This is a genomic window from Chloroflexota bacterium, assembly GCA_014360825.1.
Taxonomy (GTDB): Bacteria; Chloroflexota; Anaerolineae; order UBA2200; family JACIWT01; genus JACIWT01.
On sequence record JACIWT010000022.1, the window covers coordinates 1 to 16,419 of the forward strand.

The following is a 16,419-nucleotide window of genomic DNA, read 5'->3' on the forward strand; positions in this document are numbered from 1 at the left end:
GGCGGTGTATTCTCTGATGTTCTTCGGGACTGCGCCTTTCGGGTCATTGCAGGCGGGAACATTGGCTCAGGTGTTCGGTCCCACGGCAGGGGTGGCTGTTGGGGCGGCCATCAGTTTGGCTTTTGCGGTGGGTGTCGCGCTGGCAGTGCCTTCGTTGCGGCAGATGTCGGAGTAGCCCTCACCCCCTGGGTTAGCGATTGAAATCGCGCCTATGGGACGCTGCGCGCCGGCCGTCCGCCTGCGCGGACGGGTAATTGCGTCCCCGCAGGGGGACGTTTGGCCGAAGGCCCGCGAGGAGCGGTTTCAACCGCCGGCTGGTAGCGGATGTGACGGCTACGTTCTCTCCGTTCTCGGGCAGTTTTACTGCCCGACGAAGCGGGCTTGCGCTGGATGGCTATCAGCGGATTCGGGGAACGCATTGAGCGGGTGGCCCTCACCCCCGGCCTGCGGCCACCCCCTCTCGTTCCCCCTCCCCGTTGACGGGGAGGGTCGGGGTGGGGCGGAGAGGGGGCAGCCGTCGAATGGAATCGCCCGTGTGCGACGGCTGCTTTTGCGCAGCCCGCCGTCGAATGGAATCGCCCGTGTGCGACGGCTACGGTTGGGAAGTCCCTGCGGGACTGGGTATCCTCCCGCGGGTTTACAACCTGCGGGAGGATAGGCTGTTTTCATTCACATTGACAACCCGCCACATTCGTGGTATCCTGGTAGCAGCACGGGTCTGGGGAGCAGAACGGGTTGCCGGCGGAGATCCATTCATCCGCTGCGAAACCGCTGACGGAAGGAGGCTGGGATGGGTTTCTGGCTGCAGGTCCTGATCCAATTTCTGGGTGGCCTCCTGGTAGTCATCGTGGTGGCCTTGGCCGGGCGGGCTGGCGCGCATTTCATTCGCCAGCGCCGACGGGAGACTGCTCCGCCCGCCGAGGTGCGCCCCCTGCGCCTCCTGGTCGTCCTCAGCCGGCCGCTGCTGGCCTGGTACCGCGTGGACACCAACGAGCAACTGGTGCCCACCGAGAACCTCTCTGAGGACGAGTGGTACTGGGTGCCGGTCCCGCCGCTGAGTGTAACCCTGAGCCAGGAGACGCTCGAAAGGGCTCTGCGCAGCACCCGCGCTCCCATTGCCGTGCGCTTCCTGCACCCGCCCACTCTCGCCGCCCTACAGCAGGCCCTCCTCGAAGCAGAAGGTTACGATGCTCTCCTCTTCGACGGCCACGGCTTGAAGGATGGCACCCTGGCCTTCGAGAGCCCCTACGGTGAAGGGCACCTCGTCTCGCCCGACAAACTGGCCCGCTACCTGCGGGACAGCGGCGTGCGCCTGGTCTGCCTGAGCGCCTGTTACTCCGCCCAAACAGCCACCGCCCTGCACAAGGCGGGCATCCCTGCCGTGGTGGGGATGACCCAGACTGTGCCTGAGGATGTGGCTGCCCACTTCGTCGCCGCTACCTTCGCTGCCCTGGCCGGAGGGCACGACGTCTGGCGAGCCCTGGAGGAGGGGCGCAAGGCCATCGCCGCCCGCTTCGGGGCCCAGGCAGAAGAGGAGGTCATCCCCCAACTTTTCGCTCGGCGCTGGCCACCCCTGCGCCTGGCCCGGCCGGGTGTTACGGGTGAGTACACCGAGTTGGGCACACCGCTGCCCACTCCGGCCCCGTCGTCTGTCGAACTGGTGGGCCGGGAACTGGACACCGTGCTGGTCAACCGGTTACTGGTGCATTACCCCCTGGTTACCCTGAGTGGCATCGGCGGGGTGGGCAAGACGAGATTGGCCCAGGCGGTGGCTCGCTGGCACTGGGAGCGGGGCCGCTTCCCCGGAGGCGTGTTCTGGGTGGACCTGGCCGACGAGCGGGACGGCCGCGCCCTGGCCGATGCCCTGCTGCGAGAACTGCGCATCGCCTATCAGCCCACGCCCGGTCTGGATGAGGTCGGCCTCTTCCGCGATAAGGTGAGGGTGATTGCCCGACGCCTGGGTCGGTGCGGACAGGGCGGGGACATAGCCCCGCCCCAAGGACAGGGCGGAGACACCGCTCCGCCCCTACTGGTGCTGGACAATTTCGAGACGGTAGGGGATGAGGACGGGGCCTGGTTGGTGCGAGAATTGTCCTGCATCGAGGGGCTGCGCCTGCTGGTTACCTCCCGCCGCCGGATCGGAACTCCCGAGGAGAAGTGGCACGAGGTCTTGCCCCTGGGGGTGAAACCAGCGGTGGATCTCTTCGCCGAGCGGGCGGGGCTGACCTTGACGGAGGAAGAGAGGCCTCTGGCGGAGGATATCTGCGAGGAGGTGGACCGCATTCCCCTGGCCATCGAGCAGGTGGCCCTCCACGCCCGGCAGGGCAAACCCCTGGCGGAGATCCGGGAGGACCTGCGGGAAACCGCCTTCCGCCTGACGGTGGCCGAGAAGTCGGGCTACCCCGAGCGGCAGCGGGGGCTGGCCATCTCCTTCCGCTACACCTTCGACCACCTCTCCGAGGACGCCCAGCGCCTGTTCTGCATCCTCTCGCTTTTCCGCGGCGGCGCGTCGCGGGAGGCGGTAGGGCAAGTTGCCAACTTGCCCTACTGGGACCTGGCCCTGGAGGAGTTGGGCAACTGGAGCCAGGTGCAGGCCGAACGCCTGGATGGGATGATCCGCTACACGATGCTGCCCACGGTGGCCGAATACGCCGAACTGCAATGGAAGGAGAGCGGGCCGCGGTTGGGATTGGACGCGACGGCCCTGGCCCGTCGCCACGCTGAGTACTTCCTGGCCCTGGCGCGATGGGAGGATGCTTGCCTGGACCCGGTGCGGAGACAAGAAATCCTGAAGGATCCCCCGCAGTGGCTGGCCGGGGTGCCGCCCGAGGAGCGGGCGCGGGCCCTGATGCAGGGGGCCCTGGCCGCCCTGGAGACCGAGCGAGGCAACCTGTTGGCCGCTGCGGAGAGAGCATACGAGATGAGCGCTTGGCCCCTGGTGTCGGGCCTGGCCGCGAACCTGGCCCGCTTCTTCGACATTCGCTCCTACTGGGCGGATGGGGTGCGGGTGGGGGAGTGGGCGGTGGGGGCGGCACGAGAGGCGAAGGACCGGGCCGCCGAGGGCGTAGCCCTGGGCAACCTGGGCAACGTCTACCTGCAGCAGGGGCGCTGGGGGGAGGCCATCGAGAAGTATGAGCAGGCCTTGCCTATATTCCGGGAGTTGGGGGACCGGCACGGGGAGGGCCAGACGCTGAACAATCTGGGCATCGTCTACCGGATGCAGGGGCGCTGGGGGGAGGCCATCGCGTGCTACGAGGAGTCCTTGCGCATCAAGCGGGAGCTGGGGGATCGGCACGGGGAGGGCCAGACGCTGACGAACCTGGGCGTTCTCTACGAGAAGCAGGGCCAGATGGAGAAGGCGGTCGCCCTGTGGCGCGAGGCGCTCACCAAACTGCACCCGGATTCACCGGAGTATAAGACGGTGGAGGGATGGCTGGCGGCGGATGGCCCTCACCCCTAACCCCTCTCCCTCCAGGGAGAGGGGAATGGCAGGGCAGTTGCCTGGGTAGTACGGTGGGCCAGTAGTAGGGCAGGGCAGGTTTCTATACCTGCGCTGGATGGCTATCAGCGGATAGGTAGCGGATGAACGGATGAGCCCCCAGACTTCCGAAGTTTCTGAAACTTCGGAAGTCTGAAGTCTGGCGCTATGCTGCAGACCATCCGCTGATAGCCCCGCCGTCGAATGAATCGCCCGTGTGCAGCGGTTGCGTTTGCGCATCCTCGCCGTCGAATGGAATTCGACGGCTACGGGTAGGAAGTCCCTGCGGGACTGCGGTGGGCGGGGCAGGTACCCATACCTGCGCTGGATGGCTATCAGCGGATAGGTAGCGGATTAGCGGACGGACCTCACCCCCGGCCTGCGGCCACCCCCTCTCGTTCCCCCTCCCCGTCGACGGGGAGGGTCGGGGTGGGGCGGAGAGCGGGCAGGGGTGAGGTTGTACCCTACTGCCGTCGGCGGTGCTCCTTGTCTCCCCTTCACCCTGTCTCCCCGTCACTTTCACCGCAGGCCATCCGCTCATAGTCTCTCCCCCTCCCCTTGTCACCCCATCCCCCCATCCCCCCATCCCCCCATCTCCCCCTCACCCCATCTCCCCGTCTCCTAGTCTCCCTTGAGGCGGCGCTCCAGGGCGCGCAGGCGTGGCGCTACCACCGCTCGCTCGTAGCCCAAGAGTCCGAGCAGGGTAACCAGCACCGCGATCAGCACCTGACGCACGATGGGCCACAGGATCGGCCACAGTTCTTGCCACGACATATTCTCACCTCCTTCCTTCGCGCCCACCCACCCCACCCTGACCACCTCACCACCTTAGACCTCACCCCTACCCCCTCACCCCCTTCCCCTCTCCGTCAACGGAGAGGGGAAGGGGCAGGAGATGGGGTGAGGTTATGATTTCAGCGCGTACCACGCGGCGAAGGTGAACGATGGCGACGTGCCGCCCAACTGGTAGGCCACCCGGAAAAGCGACCCACAGGTGGTCAGCGCCAGCAATTTCTTGCCGGTGGTGTTATTCCACTGCGTGAAACTGGCCGCCACGAACCAGGTGGTGCCGCCGTCGGGTGAGACCTCGATGTCCACGTCCAGGGTGGGGCTCGTGCCCGACACCGCAGTGACGTCCACCATCACCAGCAACTCGTGGGCCCAGTCGCAGGCCACCGCCGCCGATTGCCCATCGGAGGTGCGCGCCGCGCTGGCCAAGAGGATCCCATCCTCGGTTACCCCACAGGTGGGGTAGGGGATCCCGTTCTCGTCATACTTCACGCTCATCGTCTTGCCTCCTGTATCCTGCCTCTTGCATCCTGCCTCCTGCCTCTTGCATCCTGCCTCCTGCCTCTTGCATCTTGCCCCTTGCCTCTTGCATCATGAGAGCGGGCGGATGCCCTTGAGCCGGGCCAGGGCCGCCTTGCGGAAAAGCGCCAGGCCGCAGTACCACTTGATGCGATGTCGCCGGGCGTCCTTGGTCTCCATCGGGCCCACGTCCTCGTGGACGATGCCGCCGTTCTCCAGACCTATCACCCCGCGCATCATCCCGAACTGGATGAACCAGATGCTGGTGCAATCCGAGGATGTGCCCTGGGTCTCGGTGTTGAGGATGAAGTCGTCGGCGGCGATGGGGATGCCGTCGTAGGTTTCGATGCGCCGGCCGAAGGCGTTCACGTGGGCTTCCTCCGAGACCCCTGCCGCTCGGCGCAGGGTCTTGAGTTCGCGCAAGGTGCGCTTGCTCATGCAGATCAGGTCCGGTCGGCCAGGGGCCACCAGGTCGAGGGCTTCGTCGAATTTGGCCAGGGTGAGTTTGGCCCCGTTGGTGCCCATGCTCACCTCCTGCCCCGCATCCACCAGTTTTGCCAGGCCGTCGAAGGCGTTTTCGTCCTCGGCGGTATCGCCGTAGTAGAAGGTCTCCATGAATTTGTGGGCTACCGCTTTGGCTTTGGCAGCGATGACCGCGGCGGTGAGGTCGTTGTGGCTGGCGTAGGTGGCTTGGAGGAAGGCGTCTATGTCGGCGTTATCGCCCAAGATGGCTAAGGTGGCGGTTACCTGCTCGAAGGTGGGCGCCGACTCGCCCCATTCGGCGTTGGGGGCATGGAATTCGGCGTCGCCCAGGGTGGCCTCGCGGTTGTATTTGAGCGCTGAGCCGGTGATGGCCATGAAGGGCAGGTAGTCGAAGACGGCGGATTCCTTCACGATGGCCTCGATCACGCCGCGCAGGAGCAGGTCCTGGGTCAATTTGGCTGCTTCAGTTTTGCTGAGTGGCATTTATACCTCCTTTGTGGATTGCGGTAGGACAAATTGCCAATTTGTCCTACCGTCTGGATAGGCCGACGGCGATTTTCGCCTCGGGGGAGAGGGCCGAGAGGTCCTCGGCGATGATTTGGCGGGGTGCGCCGCCCAGGGGTGTGGCTTGCCCCACGATGCGCTCCCGCAGGCTGGCGAAGGCAGATTTTGCCCGCTCCAGGCTGGAGTCCACTTCCTCGATGGTCTGGCCAGCCACCAGGTCGGGCACGATGTCGGCGTGGGCGGCGATGACCTGCTGGCGGTAGCGAGCCACGGCGGTGGCGTAGTCCTGGCGGGCGGCGTCGCGCTCGGCGGTGAGGGCTTGGAGCGTGGCCTGGGCAGCGTCGAGTTCGGCGCGCAGGCGCTCGAGTTCGGACGGTTCATCTTGGGCAGGCACGAGGCCCGCCCCTACATCCTGGGCGGGCACAAGGCCTGGCCCTACGTCTTGGGTGGGCACAAGACCTGGCACTGCGTCTTGGGCAGGCACGAGGCCTGCCCCTACGTCTTGGGTGGCGGTCGGTTCGGTTTCCATAGGTATCACCTCCTTTCCGTTGGGCGAAGTATCGCCTCGCCCCTACATTTCCTCGCGCACGCGGTTCATCCCTTCCGTTGGGCGAGGCATCGCCTCGCCCCTACATTTCCTCGCGCACGCGGTTCATCCCTTCCGTTGGACGAGGCATCGCCTCGCCCCTACGTTTCCTCGCGCACACGGTTCAGCTCGGCCTCTGGGTCTTTGATGCCGGTGAGGAGGGCGGCGGTGCGGCGGCTGTGGATGCCCGCGCCCACCAGGGCCACCTCTCGCGCGGCCACTTCGCCCTCGTCCTCCGGCAAGACCGGGCCGAAACTCACTTGGGTGCGCTTGCTGCCATACTCGGCGCCGGTCATGCGCTCCAGCACCGAGAGGATCATCCAGTTGCGCTGGCGTACCATCGCCCCCCAGATCAGGCGCTTGACTTCCACCATATCCACCAGGGGGTCGAGTTCCAGGCGCATAGCACGCCAGGCTTCGGCTTTCGATTGTCCCAGGGCAGCGCGGGGGACGGCGCTCAGGTCGTGGAGGACGCCGAGCAGGAGTTCGATGGAGCGCAGGTGGTATTCGCCCACTGGGCCCAATAGATCCAGCACCTGGGCCCGCGCCCCCGGCGGGATGTGCCACACTTCCCCCGGCCCCACGCGGATGCCCCGCGAGGAGTCCACGCCCTCCAATAGCACCACCGGGTTCCCCGAGACGCGCATCAGCCACATCAGGGTGCTCAGGCGCTCGTTGAGTTGCTGGCAGACCGGGCGGATGATCTCCACATCGGCGCGGCCCCAGAACTCCTTGGGGCGCTTGAGATTGGGCCAGATGGTGTAGGGCAGGAAGCCGTATGGATTGGGTTGGCGGGAGACCTGCGCGCCGTCGGCGTAGAGGGTGGTGGTCTCGGCGGTCCAGTCTTCGATGATCTCGACCTCGGCGCTCTGGGCGCGCAACCCGAACCAGTATTCCGCTTCCTCGCCGGCCAGGTGGTAACGCTGGACCACGCGGTACAGGTCGCGGAAGTTGTCGCCGCGCCACCAGGCCCAGAGGCCCTCCACGCAGACCGGCAACACGCGCACCCGCTGGCGGCGGGGATCCCAGCGGACGGTGTAGCAGCCATCGCCCAGGACGGCGGCATCCACCGCAGTCTCATAATCGGCGATGTCCAATTGTTCGGTCTCGTAGACATCGTAGAGGGCATCGCGGGCTCGCTCGGCGCTGGCGAGGGCTTCGGGCATCTCCGCCCAGGGCAGGACACGGAACTCCATCCCGCGCACCAGTTTGGAGGCGGTTACTTCCACCAGGCGTTGGGCGTAGTTGAAGACTTCGCGCACCTCGTCGGCGCGCTGGCGCGTGGTGCGGGGATGCTGCTGGTAGAGTTCGCCGTTGTAGAAGTCCAGGTTGGCGCGGTAGCGGGCCATGCGCTCGGCGTCGCGCGAGGTGAGGGCGTCGGAGAGGGTGGAGCCGAACAATTTGCCAGTGAGATCACGCAGGATAGACATAGTACCTCCTGTAGGACAAATTGGCAATTTGTCCTACTACTACGGATAGGCCGGTTCGGGGATGCCTCGCCCCTACTCGCCTACGGCCACCCGGGGCCGCCAGTCCACCTCATCCAGCCGGGCGCACAGGGCGGCGCTGACCAGCAGGTCGTCGTGCACCGCCGGGTCGGCGACGCCCCAGCGCATCCGTCGCGCCGGGCCGGGCAGCACCTCGGCCTGGGCGGCCTGCACCTCACGCCAGAATTGCGCCGTATCGGGCGCACCGTCGTCGGCGTACTCCTTGTAGCGCCCGCTGTCCACCACCGCCAGGAAGCCCCATCCCAGATCCGATTTGGTGGCCAGGTTGAAGGCGTAGGGTATCACCTGGCGGGGGTAGCGGGCGGTTAGGAAGCCGGAAAGGCCGGCACCAATGCCCGTGGCGTCCACCACGATCCAGCGGGGATGCCAGGTCTCCGCCAGGTCGGTCAGGGCGGCGTAGAGGGTCGGTTGGCCGACACCCGTCCAGCGGCGGCGATCGAGGACGCGGTAGGTGGGCAGGGCAGTGATGCCGGTGGGCGGCTCGACGGCCACGATAGTCAGGGCGGTGGAGTCGCGGCGGACCGGGCCCAGGTCGGGCAAGCCCAATTGCGTCGGGCGCTGCAGGATGGTCTCGTCGCCGCCGGCCACATCCAGCAGGAACGCCACCATCTGCCCTGGGGCGATGGGTCGGGTCTGGCGGGGGTGGGTGCCGCGCATCGTCTCCTGGCGCGCTGGCGGGAACATCTGCGCCTCCTGGTCAATTTCCTCCAGGAAATACTGGGTGCGGATCATAGGGTGCTGACGTCCCAGGCGGGCGATCTCAGCGTTGACATAATCGCGATAGGCGGGAACCTGCGTCGCCACCGCTTCGGCGTCGGCCACGAAGACGCGGCGGATGCCATCGGCGGCTTCCAGTCGGTGCAGGGCGCGTACCTGGTGCGATAGGAGAGTGTTGGAGGTCCAGGCGGTGCCGTAGAAGACGGTGGTGGCGTTGGTGGAGGCAGCCATGGGGGCGAATTCCTTATCCCACTTGCTGGGGTCCACGTCCTGGGCCTCGTCGCATTCTAAGAGGAGCGAGGCGGTCTGGCCGACGACGTGGGCCTGGGGGTGGGCGGAGAGGAAGTGGACTTGAGCACGCCCGAAGCAGACGATGTGGCCATCCTCGATGGATTGCAGGCTCTGGGGGAAGGCGGAGAGGCAGTCGCGGAGGCGGCGCAGGCTGATGGCGGCCTGGGGGCGGAAGGTGGGGGCGGCCTTGACGATAGTGGCCCCGGCTACTCGGTGATAGAGGACGAGCAGATAGGCCTCCACCTGGGCGCTGAGTTCGTTTTTCCCGGCCTGGCGCGCCATCACGATGGCGAAGGTGAGGCCGCGGCAATGCAAGACGCTGTCTAAGATGGCCCGCGCCGGTTCGAGTTGGTACGGGCGCAACTCGCGGCCCACCACGTAGCGTGAGAAAGGACGGATGTCGGCCAGGCAACGGAGAAGGGCTTTTTGCAGTGTCACTTCGCATCACCGTGGAAAGGATGCAGGGGGCAGGATGCAAGATGCGGGATGCGGGATGCAGGAGGCGGGATGCAGGAGGCAAGATGCGGGAGGCAGGATGCGGGATGCGGAGTCTTGCTTCCTGCTTCATGCCTCTTGCCCCTTGCCTCATGCCCCTTGCCCCTTGCCTCATGCCCCTTGCTTCCTGCTTCTTGCCTCTTGCTTCTTTTCTGGGGAGGGCCCTGGAGGGGCAGGACAGGGCCCGGGTTGGAGCGGGGATCGGAAGGGCGGCAGCTCCGACATCCTGCCGGCAATGCCCCTCTGCCGGGGCCGCCGCGGGTGAAAGGCGTTGAGAGTGTATGGCCATACACCCCTACAGCGACACGCCCCACTCACTGGCCAGTTCGTCCAGGGCTGCGCCCAGCCGTTCGGTCAAGCCGTCGTCGGGTTTGCCGGTCAGGTCGCGGCGGGCGCGGATGGCACGCACCAGGCTGTCCACTCCTCGGCGCAGGAGTTCCAGCGCTCGGGCGGGATCATCTTCGCCGTAGCGCTCGATGACCCGGCGGATGGCCAAACGCAGGAGGGCGATCTCGGCGTCCACGCTTTCGTCGGCGGTGGCTTTGGCCAGGGCGTCGAGTTCGGCGGCGGTGAAGAGGTCGGCGTAGGGCAAAATGGGTTCTGCCGCAGGGGCACGGCGTGCCGTGCCCCTACCCTCCATGAGGTGAGGGGTGTGGCTGCGACAGCGAGATGTCCCCCGCATCGCCCAAGCGCGGCAACCGGGCACCTCACAGCGGCGCGATGGTATCCTCTGGCTCATAGATCCCTCGCGGTGGAGAAACGGCTTTGCCCCGTCCCTCATCTCCGTCTTCTCTGCCGGCGTCAGGACAGGGGAGGGGGCAACCCAGTGGCGCGGCCATGGCGCTGGCCAAGAGGCAGAGGAGGAGGGCACCAGCGCGGGCGGTGAGGGCGCGCGGCTCCACGTCCCTCTCGGTCGTTTCACCGATGTGAAGGGAATGCAAACGGCCCGACCGCTGGTCTGGTCGGGCCGTAACGCATGACTGGCTGGCGTGTAGTGAGATCAAGGTCCACCTCCTATACTGACCATAGTATAGCACAAATGTTCTATTTTGTCAAATCGGAGAAACAGCCCAATTCCTTTGTTAAGGGAGTAGAATGTGGTGATCGTCGCATAAGCGTTGCAAAACGGTTCAAAACGAGAGGCAGATGAAAAAACTGTAATGAAAATCGTTCCGAAAAAGGTTCAAGGTTACAAAATTTTCACTTTTGTATACCATTTTGAAACTTAATATACATCTTTCTTTCATGTTGCAGTAGTATAAAATGAGTGCAAATTGAGTAGCCGCAGTGACATCGTAGAAGGAGAAACCAACGTGACCCAGATGACCGCAGTAGCAAGAAGGCGCGGGCTACTCGCCAAGGTGGCGATTGATTTGGAGCGCATGGTGGCCCTCCAGAAGGCGATCGAAATCGAACTGGCTTGTGTGCGACGCTGCGGCGAACTGCAGGAGGCTTTTACCAAGGGTTATATCACGGAGCAGGAGTTCCACGAGGAATCGGAACTCGTCAATCAATTGACCGAACTGCGTCTGGGGCGGCTCGGCATCCAAACCATACGTTCTACTCCAGGGCCGAACCATTGACGCTTCGGGATTGGCAGCGCCCGTCGCGGCTAAGGGCGGGGTCTCGGCGGGCGCTGACATTCGACGGGGTACAAGCATTCAACCATCCAACACAGCCTCATCGCAGACCCATTGCCGAAAACTCTTGTCCCTCGTCCGAGAGAAGGCTGGCCAATAACCAGCCTTTCTCTTTTTGGGTCGGACAGGTAGAGCAACCTTAGAGCAACCTGGCGAAGGTTCTGAACCTTCGCCAGGTTGCACAGACTTCCGAAGTCTCCGAGACTTCGGAAGTCTGTCGTTCATAGCCCATTTGCGTTTTTCACCCCCTTATGATACACTCCGAACACATTGGGTGCACCCAACGAAAGGAGACCCCAAAATGCGCACCTTAACTCTCGTCGGCATTTGTTTCGCCCTGGCGGTGGCCTTATTCGCCGGGGCCTCTCCGCCGCAGGTGGCGGGCCACTCCCCTCCGGCTCCACTCCACAGCGTGCACGTTGATCCCTTATCTCCCGCTCACCGGCCTCCATCGGGCCCCGCCTTGCCACCGGCAGTTCCAGGCTCAAGCATCGCGACCCAACCTTGGCCCCTCCTCTACCAAGACGATTTCAGCAACCCCGCCAGCGGCTGGCCAGTGGTCACGAGAGAATGCTTTACCACAGCCTACCAGGCCGGCGAATACGCGGTCAATGTTTTGTGTCCGCGGACGATGGTTCTGTTGGCACTCAACCTTGATGTCACTGACTTCGAGTTCTCCCTGGATGGGCGCACCACCGTGGCTCAGGCCGATGTAACCTATGGCCAGATATTCCGCGTGGTGGGGATGGGCACCCCGAGCATTGCCTACTACTTATTCGAGGTGTACCCGCCGGATAAGCAATATGCGGTCTCGCTCTTCCACAACGGTGGATGGACCACCCTGATTGCCTGGACAACCTCGTCTGCCATCAACAGCGGCACTACCAAGAACGTGATGCGCGTGGTGGGCGTAGGGTCCCACTTCGATTTGTACATCAATGACCAACAAGTGAACTCTTTCACTGACTCCACCTTGCCCTCTGGCTCCACAGGCTTCGCCGCCTTCAACTACCGCGAGTCGGGCACGGCCAACACTGCTTTTGATAACTACAAGTTGTGGGGGGTGCAACTTGGCGGGCCGACGCCTTCGCCCACGGCCACCCAGACTGTCGGCGCGACGGCCACCGCCACCCAGACTCAGCCGGCGGTGACACCCACCGCGACCCAGACTGTCGGCGCGACGGCCACGGCGACCCGCACGCCGGGGATGGCCCAAGTGTTCCTGCCCATCATCCGCAAAGGGTTCCCGCTGCCTATTCCCACCCCGACACGAACCCCCACACCCACGCGCACGCCACAACCCGGCGCGCCCGCCCCCGGTCACTGGGTGGGCACCACCAGTCGCGAGCACCCGATGTCCTTTGATGTCTCCGTGGACTCGACGCAGTGGTTCAGTTTCACCCTGACTACCGACTGGAGTGCGCCGCAGTACGGGGCGACGGGGACCACCAGGATCACGATCAACGGACCCGGTCCCATCGCAAATGGCCATTTCGACTATTCCGGCTCCTTTGCCTTCAGTGGCGATTTCACATCCTCTACCAGCGCCAACGGCACCTACACGTTCACTGGTTATCCGATCGTGATTGGCTTGCCGGGGCCGCCCTATGTGGCCACATACTATCTGAATCAGTCCGGCACCTGGACGGCGAATAAGCCGTAGGGCAAGTTGCCAACTTGTCGGCTAGAAACCTTAAACCTTGCGAAGGTTGTCCAAACCTTCGCAAGGTTTTGTTTCCCATATGCGCGGCAGTATAACTGCCGCTGAACGAGAGGTGTACAGACTTCCGAAGTCTCCGAGACTTCGGAAGTCTGTGGAAGTCTGTCGGGAATATCGCCGTCTGGAGACGGCTCCCACGTTGTCCTCCAAAAATATCCTCCCGCAGGTTTCAGAACCTGCGGGAGGATAGACCCACTACGGGTCGCCGCCCTTACGTTCCCCCGCAGTTGCACTGCGGGTCGCCTTAGCAGCCTGGGAGTGCGCGGCAGTATAACTGCCGCTGAACGAGGGTGCACGGCAGTATAACTGCCGCTGAACGAGTTGACCGCCTATTTGCCTTTTTCCAATCCCCCGCAGTATACTCCAGGTGCACCTGACGGATAGTTTAAGGTTGGGAGCAAGGAGGAAATGTGAAAGAGAATAAAGTGTTGTGGTTGGTAACAGTCGGGCTGATCCTCTCTTTGGTGGCCTGCGGCCCAAAGGCAGCGGCACCAGAAGAGAAGCCTAGCCCCACGCCAAAGGTGGTGGTTCCCACCGTACCCCCGCCGACGCCCACGCCCCTCACCCCGCCGACCGAGGAGATCCCACGGCCAGAGGTGGACCCCAACGCCCTGGCTGGGCTGAACAGTTATCGCTCCCGGTTCACCTGGCGCTGGACCGCCGAGGATGGCACAGTGGAAGGGATAAACGCGGAGCAAGAGGAGAGGCGCCAGCCCGCGGCCCGACGCATCGTGTTCCGGGAAGAGGGCGGCGCGGGAGCAGGCTGGACGATGATTCAGATCGGCGACACCCAGTGGATGGACTTCGGCCAGGGCTGGATGCAATACCAGCAGAAGCCCGAAGACCTGCTCACGTTCGGTCAGGGATTCTTCGGTTTCGAGGACATCGCTAACACGGTGGATACTTCCACCGATTACCGCTATGTGGGCGTAGAGACCGTCAACGGCATACGCACCCGCCACTACGTCCTCACCTTCAGCCCGGCGATGATCGCCGCCCTGAGTAAGGGAGAGGTCAGCGATGTCCAGAGCGAGGCCTGGATCGCCGACCAACCCGGCTTGCCGGCGTTCACCGCCCGCTACCTCCTGCGGTGGAAGGAGACCCGAGAGGGCAAGAGCGGCAGCGCGGAGTACATCTTCGAGGTCTATGACGTGAATGTTCCCATCTCCATCGAGGCGCCGGCGGTCACCACCGGCCTGCCCGAGGATGTGCCGCTCTATCCCAATGCGACGGAATTCTTCGCGATGGAGGGGATGGTCTCGTTCTCGGTGGCCGACGATGTGGCGACGGTGGCGGATTTCTACCGGGCACGACTGGCCGCCAACGGTTGGAGCAAAGACAGCGACCAAACGTTGGAGGGGACGGTGATGCAGGGTTGGAGCAAGGCAGGCCGCACCATCCAGGTGATGATCAGCACCAAGGATGGCGGCAGCCAGGTGATGATCACCATCCCGAAGTAGCGGACCAAACCTCCCGCAGGTTCTGAACCTGCGGGAGGTTTTCTCCTCCCGGTGAAAGGGGGTGCGGATGTCGGAGAAGGAGGGAGCATTCCGGGGCCTTACGTTCGGGGCGCAGCAACTGGTAGAGAACGCTGTGCAGAAGCGACAAGAGGGCAAGCACGCGCAAATGGGCGTGTATCACTGGCTGCTCGCTTTGGTGGAGCGACACGGGGCGATGGCGGAGGCGATGGCGCAGGGACTGGAGGCAGCATCGCTGCGGCGGCACCTGCGCGAACAGTTGCAGCAGGGCAACGTGGGCAAGTTGCTGGACCAGGAGACGGTGTTGCGCCTGGCCAGCGAACGAGCACAGACGCGGTGCAAAGCCCAGGCGGCCGAGCGTGATCTCGCGGCCGTCATCCTCACTGCCGCCGGCTACACGTTAACCGAGCAGCCAGGTGTTACCACCCCTCCCCCCAGCCTCGAACCCTCGGCTTACCGCCCCCGTGCTGCCCAACCCACGCCCACGTTAGAGCAGTTCGGACGTGACCTGACCCGCGCGGCCCAGGAAGGCAAATTGAACCCCGTGGTAGGGCGCCAGGAAGAGATCCAACTGGTCATCGAAACCCTCTGTCGGCGCACGAAGCGTAACCCCGTCCTCGTGGGGCCTGCGGGCGTTGGCAAAACGGCGATTGTGGAGGGGCTGGCGCAGCGGATTGTGAAGGGCGATGTGCCCGAGGTACTGCGCGGGATACGGGTGTTGGCAGTGCAGCCCTCCACTCTGGTTGCGGGAGCCCATATAGTAGGCGAGTTGGAGAAGCGAGTGAGGGCGCTGTTAGACGAAGCCCGCCAGGAAGGCATCATCCTGTTCATTGACGAGGTGCACACTGTGATCGGTGTCGGCGGGATGGTCGGCACCGGCGATGTGGCCAGCCTGCTGAAGCCGGCCCTGGCCCGCGGTGACCTGGCCTGTATCGCCGCCACCACCGATGATGAATACCGCCGCTTCATCGAACCCGACACCGCGTTGGAACGACGTTTCCAGCCCATACGGGTGCAGGAACTGACCCCTGAGCAGACGATGGAAGTGCTGACCACCCTAAGCCAGGAGTTCACCCGACTGCGCGGGGTTCAAATCCACGATGAGGTGCTGACGTGGTTGGTGGACTTCGCCCAGAAGTTCCTGCGCAACCGCTATTTCCCCGACAAAGCGATCGATCTGCTGGAACAGTGCGTGGCCTACGCCGTCACGCAGGGCAAGGGCACGGTGGAAAGGACGGACGCCGAGACGGTGGCGAAGCGGATGGTGGGGATGCCACTGGCAGTGGGGGCAGGATTAAGTGCACTGAGAGCGCAATTGTCCGAACGCGCCCTGCTGACGGAAGAGGATGCGGATACGCTTCTGAACCGGCTGGAGGTTACCATGCGGGGTGTGGACGTGCGCCCGGCCCGTCCGAACGCGGTGGTGCTGCTCATCGGGGACGCCACCGCGAGCAGCGAGGCGTTGGCGGAGACCATCGCCGAGACACTGTTCGGTGCGGCGGACCGCGTGGTAGCGATAGACTTCGGTCACTTCGTGCACCCCGCCGACGTGACCCTATTGGTTGGCGCGCCACCCGGCTACGTGGGCTACAGCGATGCATTGCCCATTCACCGCGTGGCGCAGATGCCGTGGTGTGTGGTGCGCTGTGAGAACATCCACCTCTGCCACCCCCAGATACGCGAAGTGCTCAAGCAGGCGCTTGCAGATGGCTTCCTGACCGACGGGCGCGGCAAGAGGATCTATCTGAGCGACACCATCGTGCTGCTGACTGCCCAGAGCGAATTGAAGGAGCAGCGCGCGCTCGGGTTCCAGCGGAGGCAAGAGATGGGCGCAGCGAGCATCCGCGAAATAGCCGAGGGGCTTCTGGGCACGGAGTTCGTCGCCCAGTGCGACCTGGTGTGCGCCGAAGTGATGACCTCGGACGTGGCACGGCGGCGCTGGCTGGAGAAACATTTCCTGTCCGATCTCTCGGACCGCTATCGCAAGCAAGGAGTGCATCTGCGCTGGGCGGAGAGCCTCATTGATTGGCTCTTGACTCAGCAGAGCGCCTATGCCAGTCAGCGCGACTGGGAGCGACTGGTGGATGAGCGACTCAGCCCTCTCCTCGTCCCGTACCTGTCATCTGCCAGCGAGAAGGAGGTGACATTGCGCATTGTCAAAGGCGAAGGGGATACTATTTCGGTGGAACCGGAAGAAAGGAGCGATTGATC

15 protein-coding genes are annotated in these 16,419 nt (G+C 64.3%); 7 read left to right on the forward strand and 8 right to left on the reverse strand.

Annotation, left to right across the window (positions count from 1 at the left end):
• The 3 genes from H5T64_11450 to H5T64_11460 form a co-directional block, all read left to right on the forward strand.
• Positions 1-175: MFS transporter (locus H5T64_11450; GenBank protein ID MBC7264952.1), on the forward strand; the 175-nt coding region annotated here is incomplete at its 5' end.
• 346 nt (positions 176-521) lie between these two features.
• Positions 522-815 carry a hypothetical protein gene (locus H5T64_11455; GenBank protein ID MBC7264953.1) on the forward strand — a complete coding sequence of 98 codons (294 nt, stop codon included), beginning with the start codon at positions 522-524 and terminating at the stop codon, positions 813-815.
• Entirely contained in the window at positions 791-3,460 is a 2,670-nt protein-coding gene (locus H5T64_11460; GenBank protein MBC7264954.1) for a tetratricopeptide repeat protein, read from the forward strand. The genes H5T64_11455 and H5T64_11460 overlap by 25 nt, the downstream gene beginning before the upstream one ends.
• 639 nt (positions 3,461-4,099) lie before the next feature.
• On the opposite strand, the gene H5T64_11465 is transcribed toward H5T64_11460, so the two are convergent.
• From H5T64_11465 to H5T64_11500, 8 genes are all read right to left on the reverse strand, one after another.
• Positions 4,100-4,252: a hypothetical protein gene (locus H5T64_11465; protein ID MBC7264955.1), complete on the reverse strand. Its 153-nt coding sequence runs from the start codon at positions 4,250-4,252 to the stop codon at positions 4,100-4,102.
• A 132-nt stretch (positions 4,253-4,384) separates the two neighbouring features.
• Positions 4,385-4,765 carry a hypothetical protein gene (locus H5T64_11470; protein MBC7264956.1) on the reverse strand — a complete coding sequence of 127 codons (381 nt, stop codon included), beginning with the start codon at positions 4,763-4,765 and terminating at the stop codon, positions 4,385-4,387.
• Positions 4,766-4,858: 93 nt separating this feature from the next.
• Positions 4,859-5,752, reverse strand: coding sequence for a phage major capsid protein (locus H5T64_11475; protein MBC7264957.1), 894 nt, complete (start codon positions 5,750-5,752; stop codon positions 4,859-4,861).
• Between the two features lie 46 nt (positions 5,753-5,798).
• The gene (locus tag H5T64_11480) at positions 5,799-6,302 is read right to left on the reverse strand and encodes a hypothetical protein (protein MBC7264958.1); all 504 of its coding nucleotides are present in this window, start codon (positions 6,300-6,302) and stop codon (positions 5,799-5,801) included.
• Between the two features lie 158 nt (positions 6,303-6,460).
• Complete coding sequence (locus tag H5T64_11485) at positions 6,461-7,789, reverse strand: phage portal protein (protein MBC7264959.1); 1,329 nt, start codon at positions 7,787-7,789, stop codon at positions 6,461-6,463.
• Between the two features lie 72 nt (positions 7,790-7,861).
• Positions 7,862-9,313, reverse strand: a complete 1,452-nt coding sequence (locus H5T64_11490; protein MBC7264960.1) for a hypothetical protein — start codon at positions 9,311-9,313, stop codon at positions 7,862-7,864.
• 352 nt (positions 9,314-9,665) lie between these two features.
• Positions 9,666-10,109, reverse strand: a complete 444-nt coding sequence (locus H5T64_11495; GenBank protein ID MBC7264961.1) for a hypothetical protein — start codon at positions 10,107-10,109, stop codon at positions 9,666-9,668.
• On the reverse strand, positions 10,078-10,374 hold the full coding sequence (locus H5T64_11500; protein MBC7264962.1) for a hypothetical protein: 297 nt from the start codon (positions 10,372-10,374) through the stop codon (positions 10,078-10,080). The genes H5T64_11495 and H5T64_11500 overlap by 32 nt, the downstream gene beginning before the upstream one ends.
• Before the next feature lie 270 nt (positions 10,375-10,644).
• On the opposite strand from H5T64_11500, the gene H5T64_11505 reads away from it, so the two are divergent.
• The 4 genes from H5T64_11505 to H5T64_11520 all read left to right on the forward strand — a co-directional run bounded on the left by H5T64_11505 (position 10,645) and on the right by H5T64_11520 (position 16,417).
• The gene (locus H5T64_11505; protein ID MBC7264963.1) at positions 10,645-10,953 is read left to right on the forward strand and encodes a hypothetical protein; all 309 of its coding nucleotides are present in this window, start codon (positions 10,645-10,647) and stop codon (positions 10,951-10,953) included.
• Between the two features lie 358 nt (positions 10,954-11,311).
• A complete protein-coding gene (locus H5T64_11510) occupies positions 11,312-12,673 on the forward strand; it encodes a hypothetical protein (GenBank protein MBC7264964.1) in 1,362 nt (453 codons plus the stop codon).
• Between the two features lie 467 nt (positions 12,674-13,140).
• Positions 13,141-14,190, forward strand: a complete 1,050-nt coding sequence (locus H5T64_11515) for a hypothetical protein (GenBank protein MBC7264965.1) — start codon at positions 13,141-13,143, stop codon at positions 14,188-14,190.
• A gap of 67 nt (positions 14,191-14,257) precedes the next feature.
• A complete protein-coding gene (locus H5T64_11520) occupies positions 14,258-16,417 on the forward strand; it encodes an ATP-dependent Clp protease ATP-binding subunit (GenBank protein MBC7264966.1) in 2,160 nt (719 codons plus the stop codon).
• Positions 16,418-16,419: the final 2 nt, after the last annotated feature.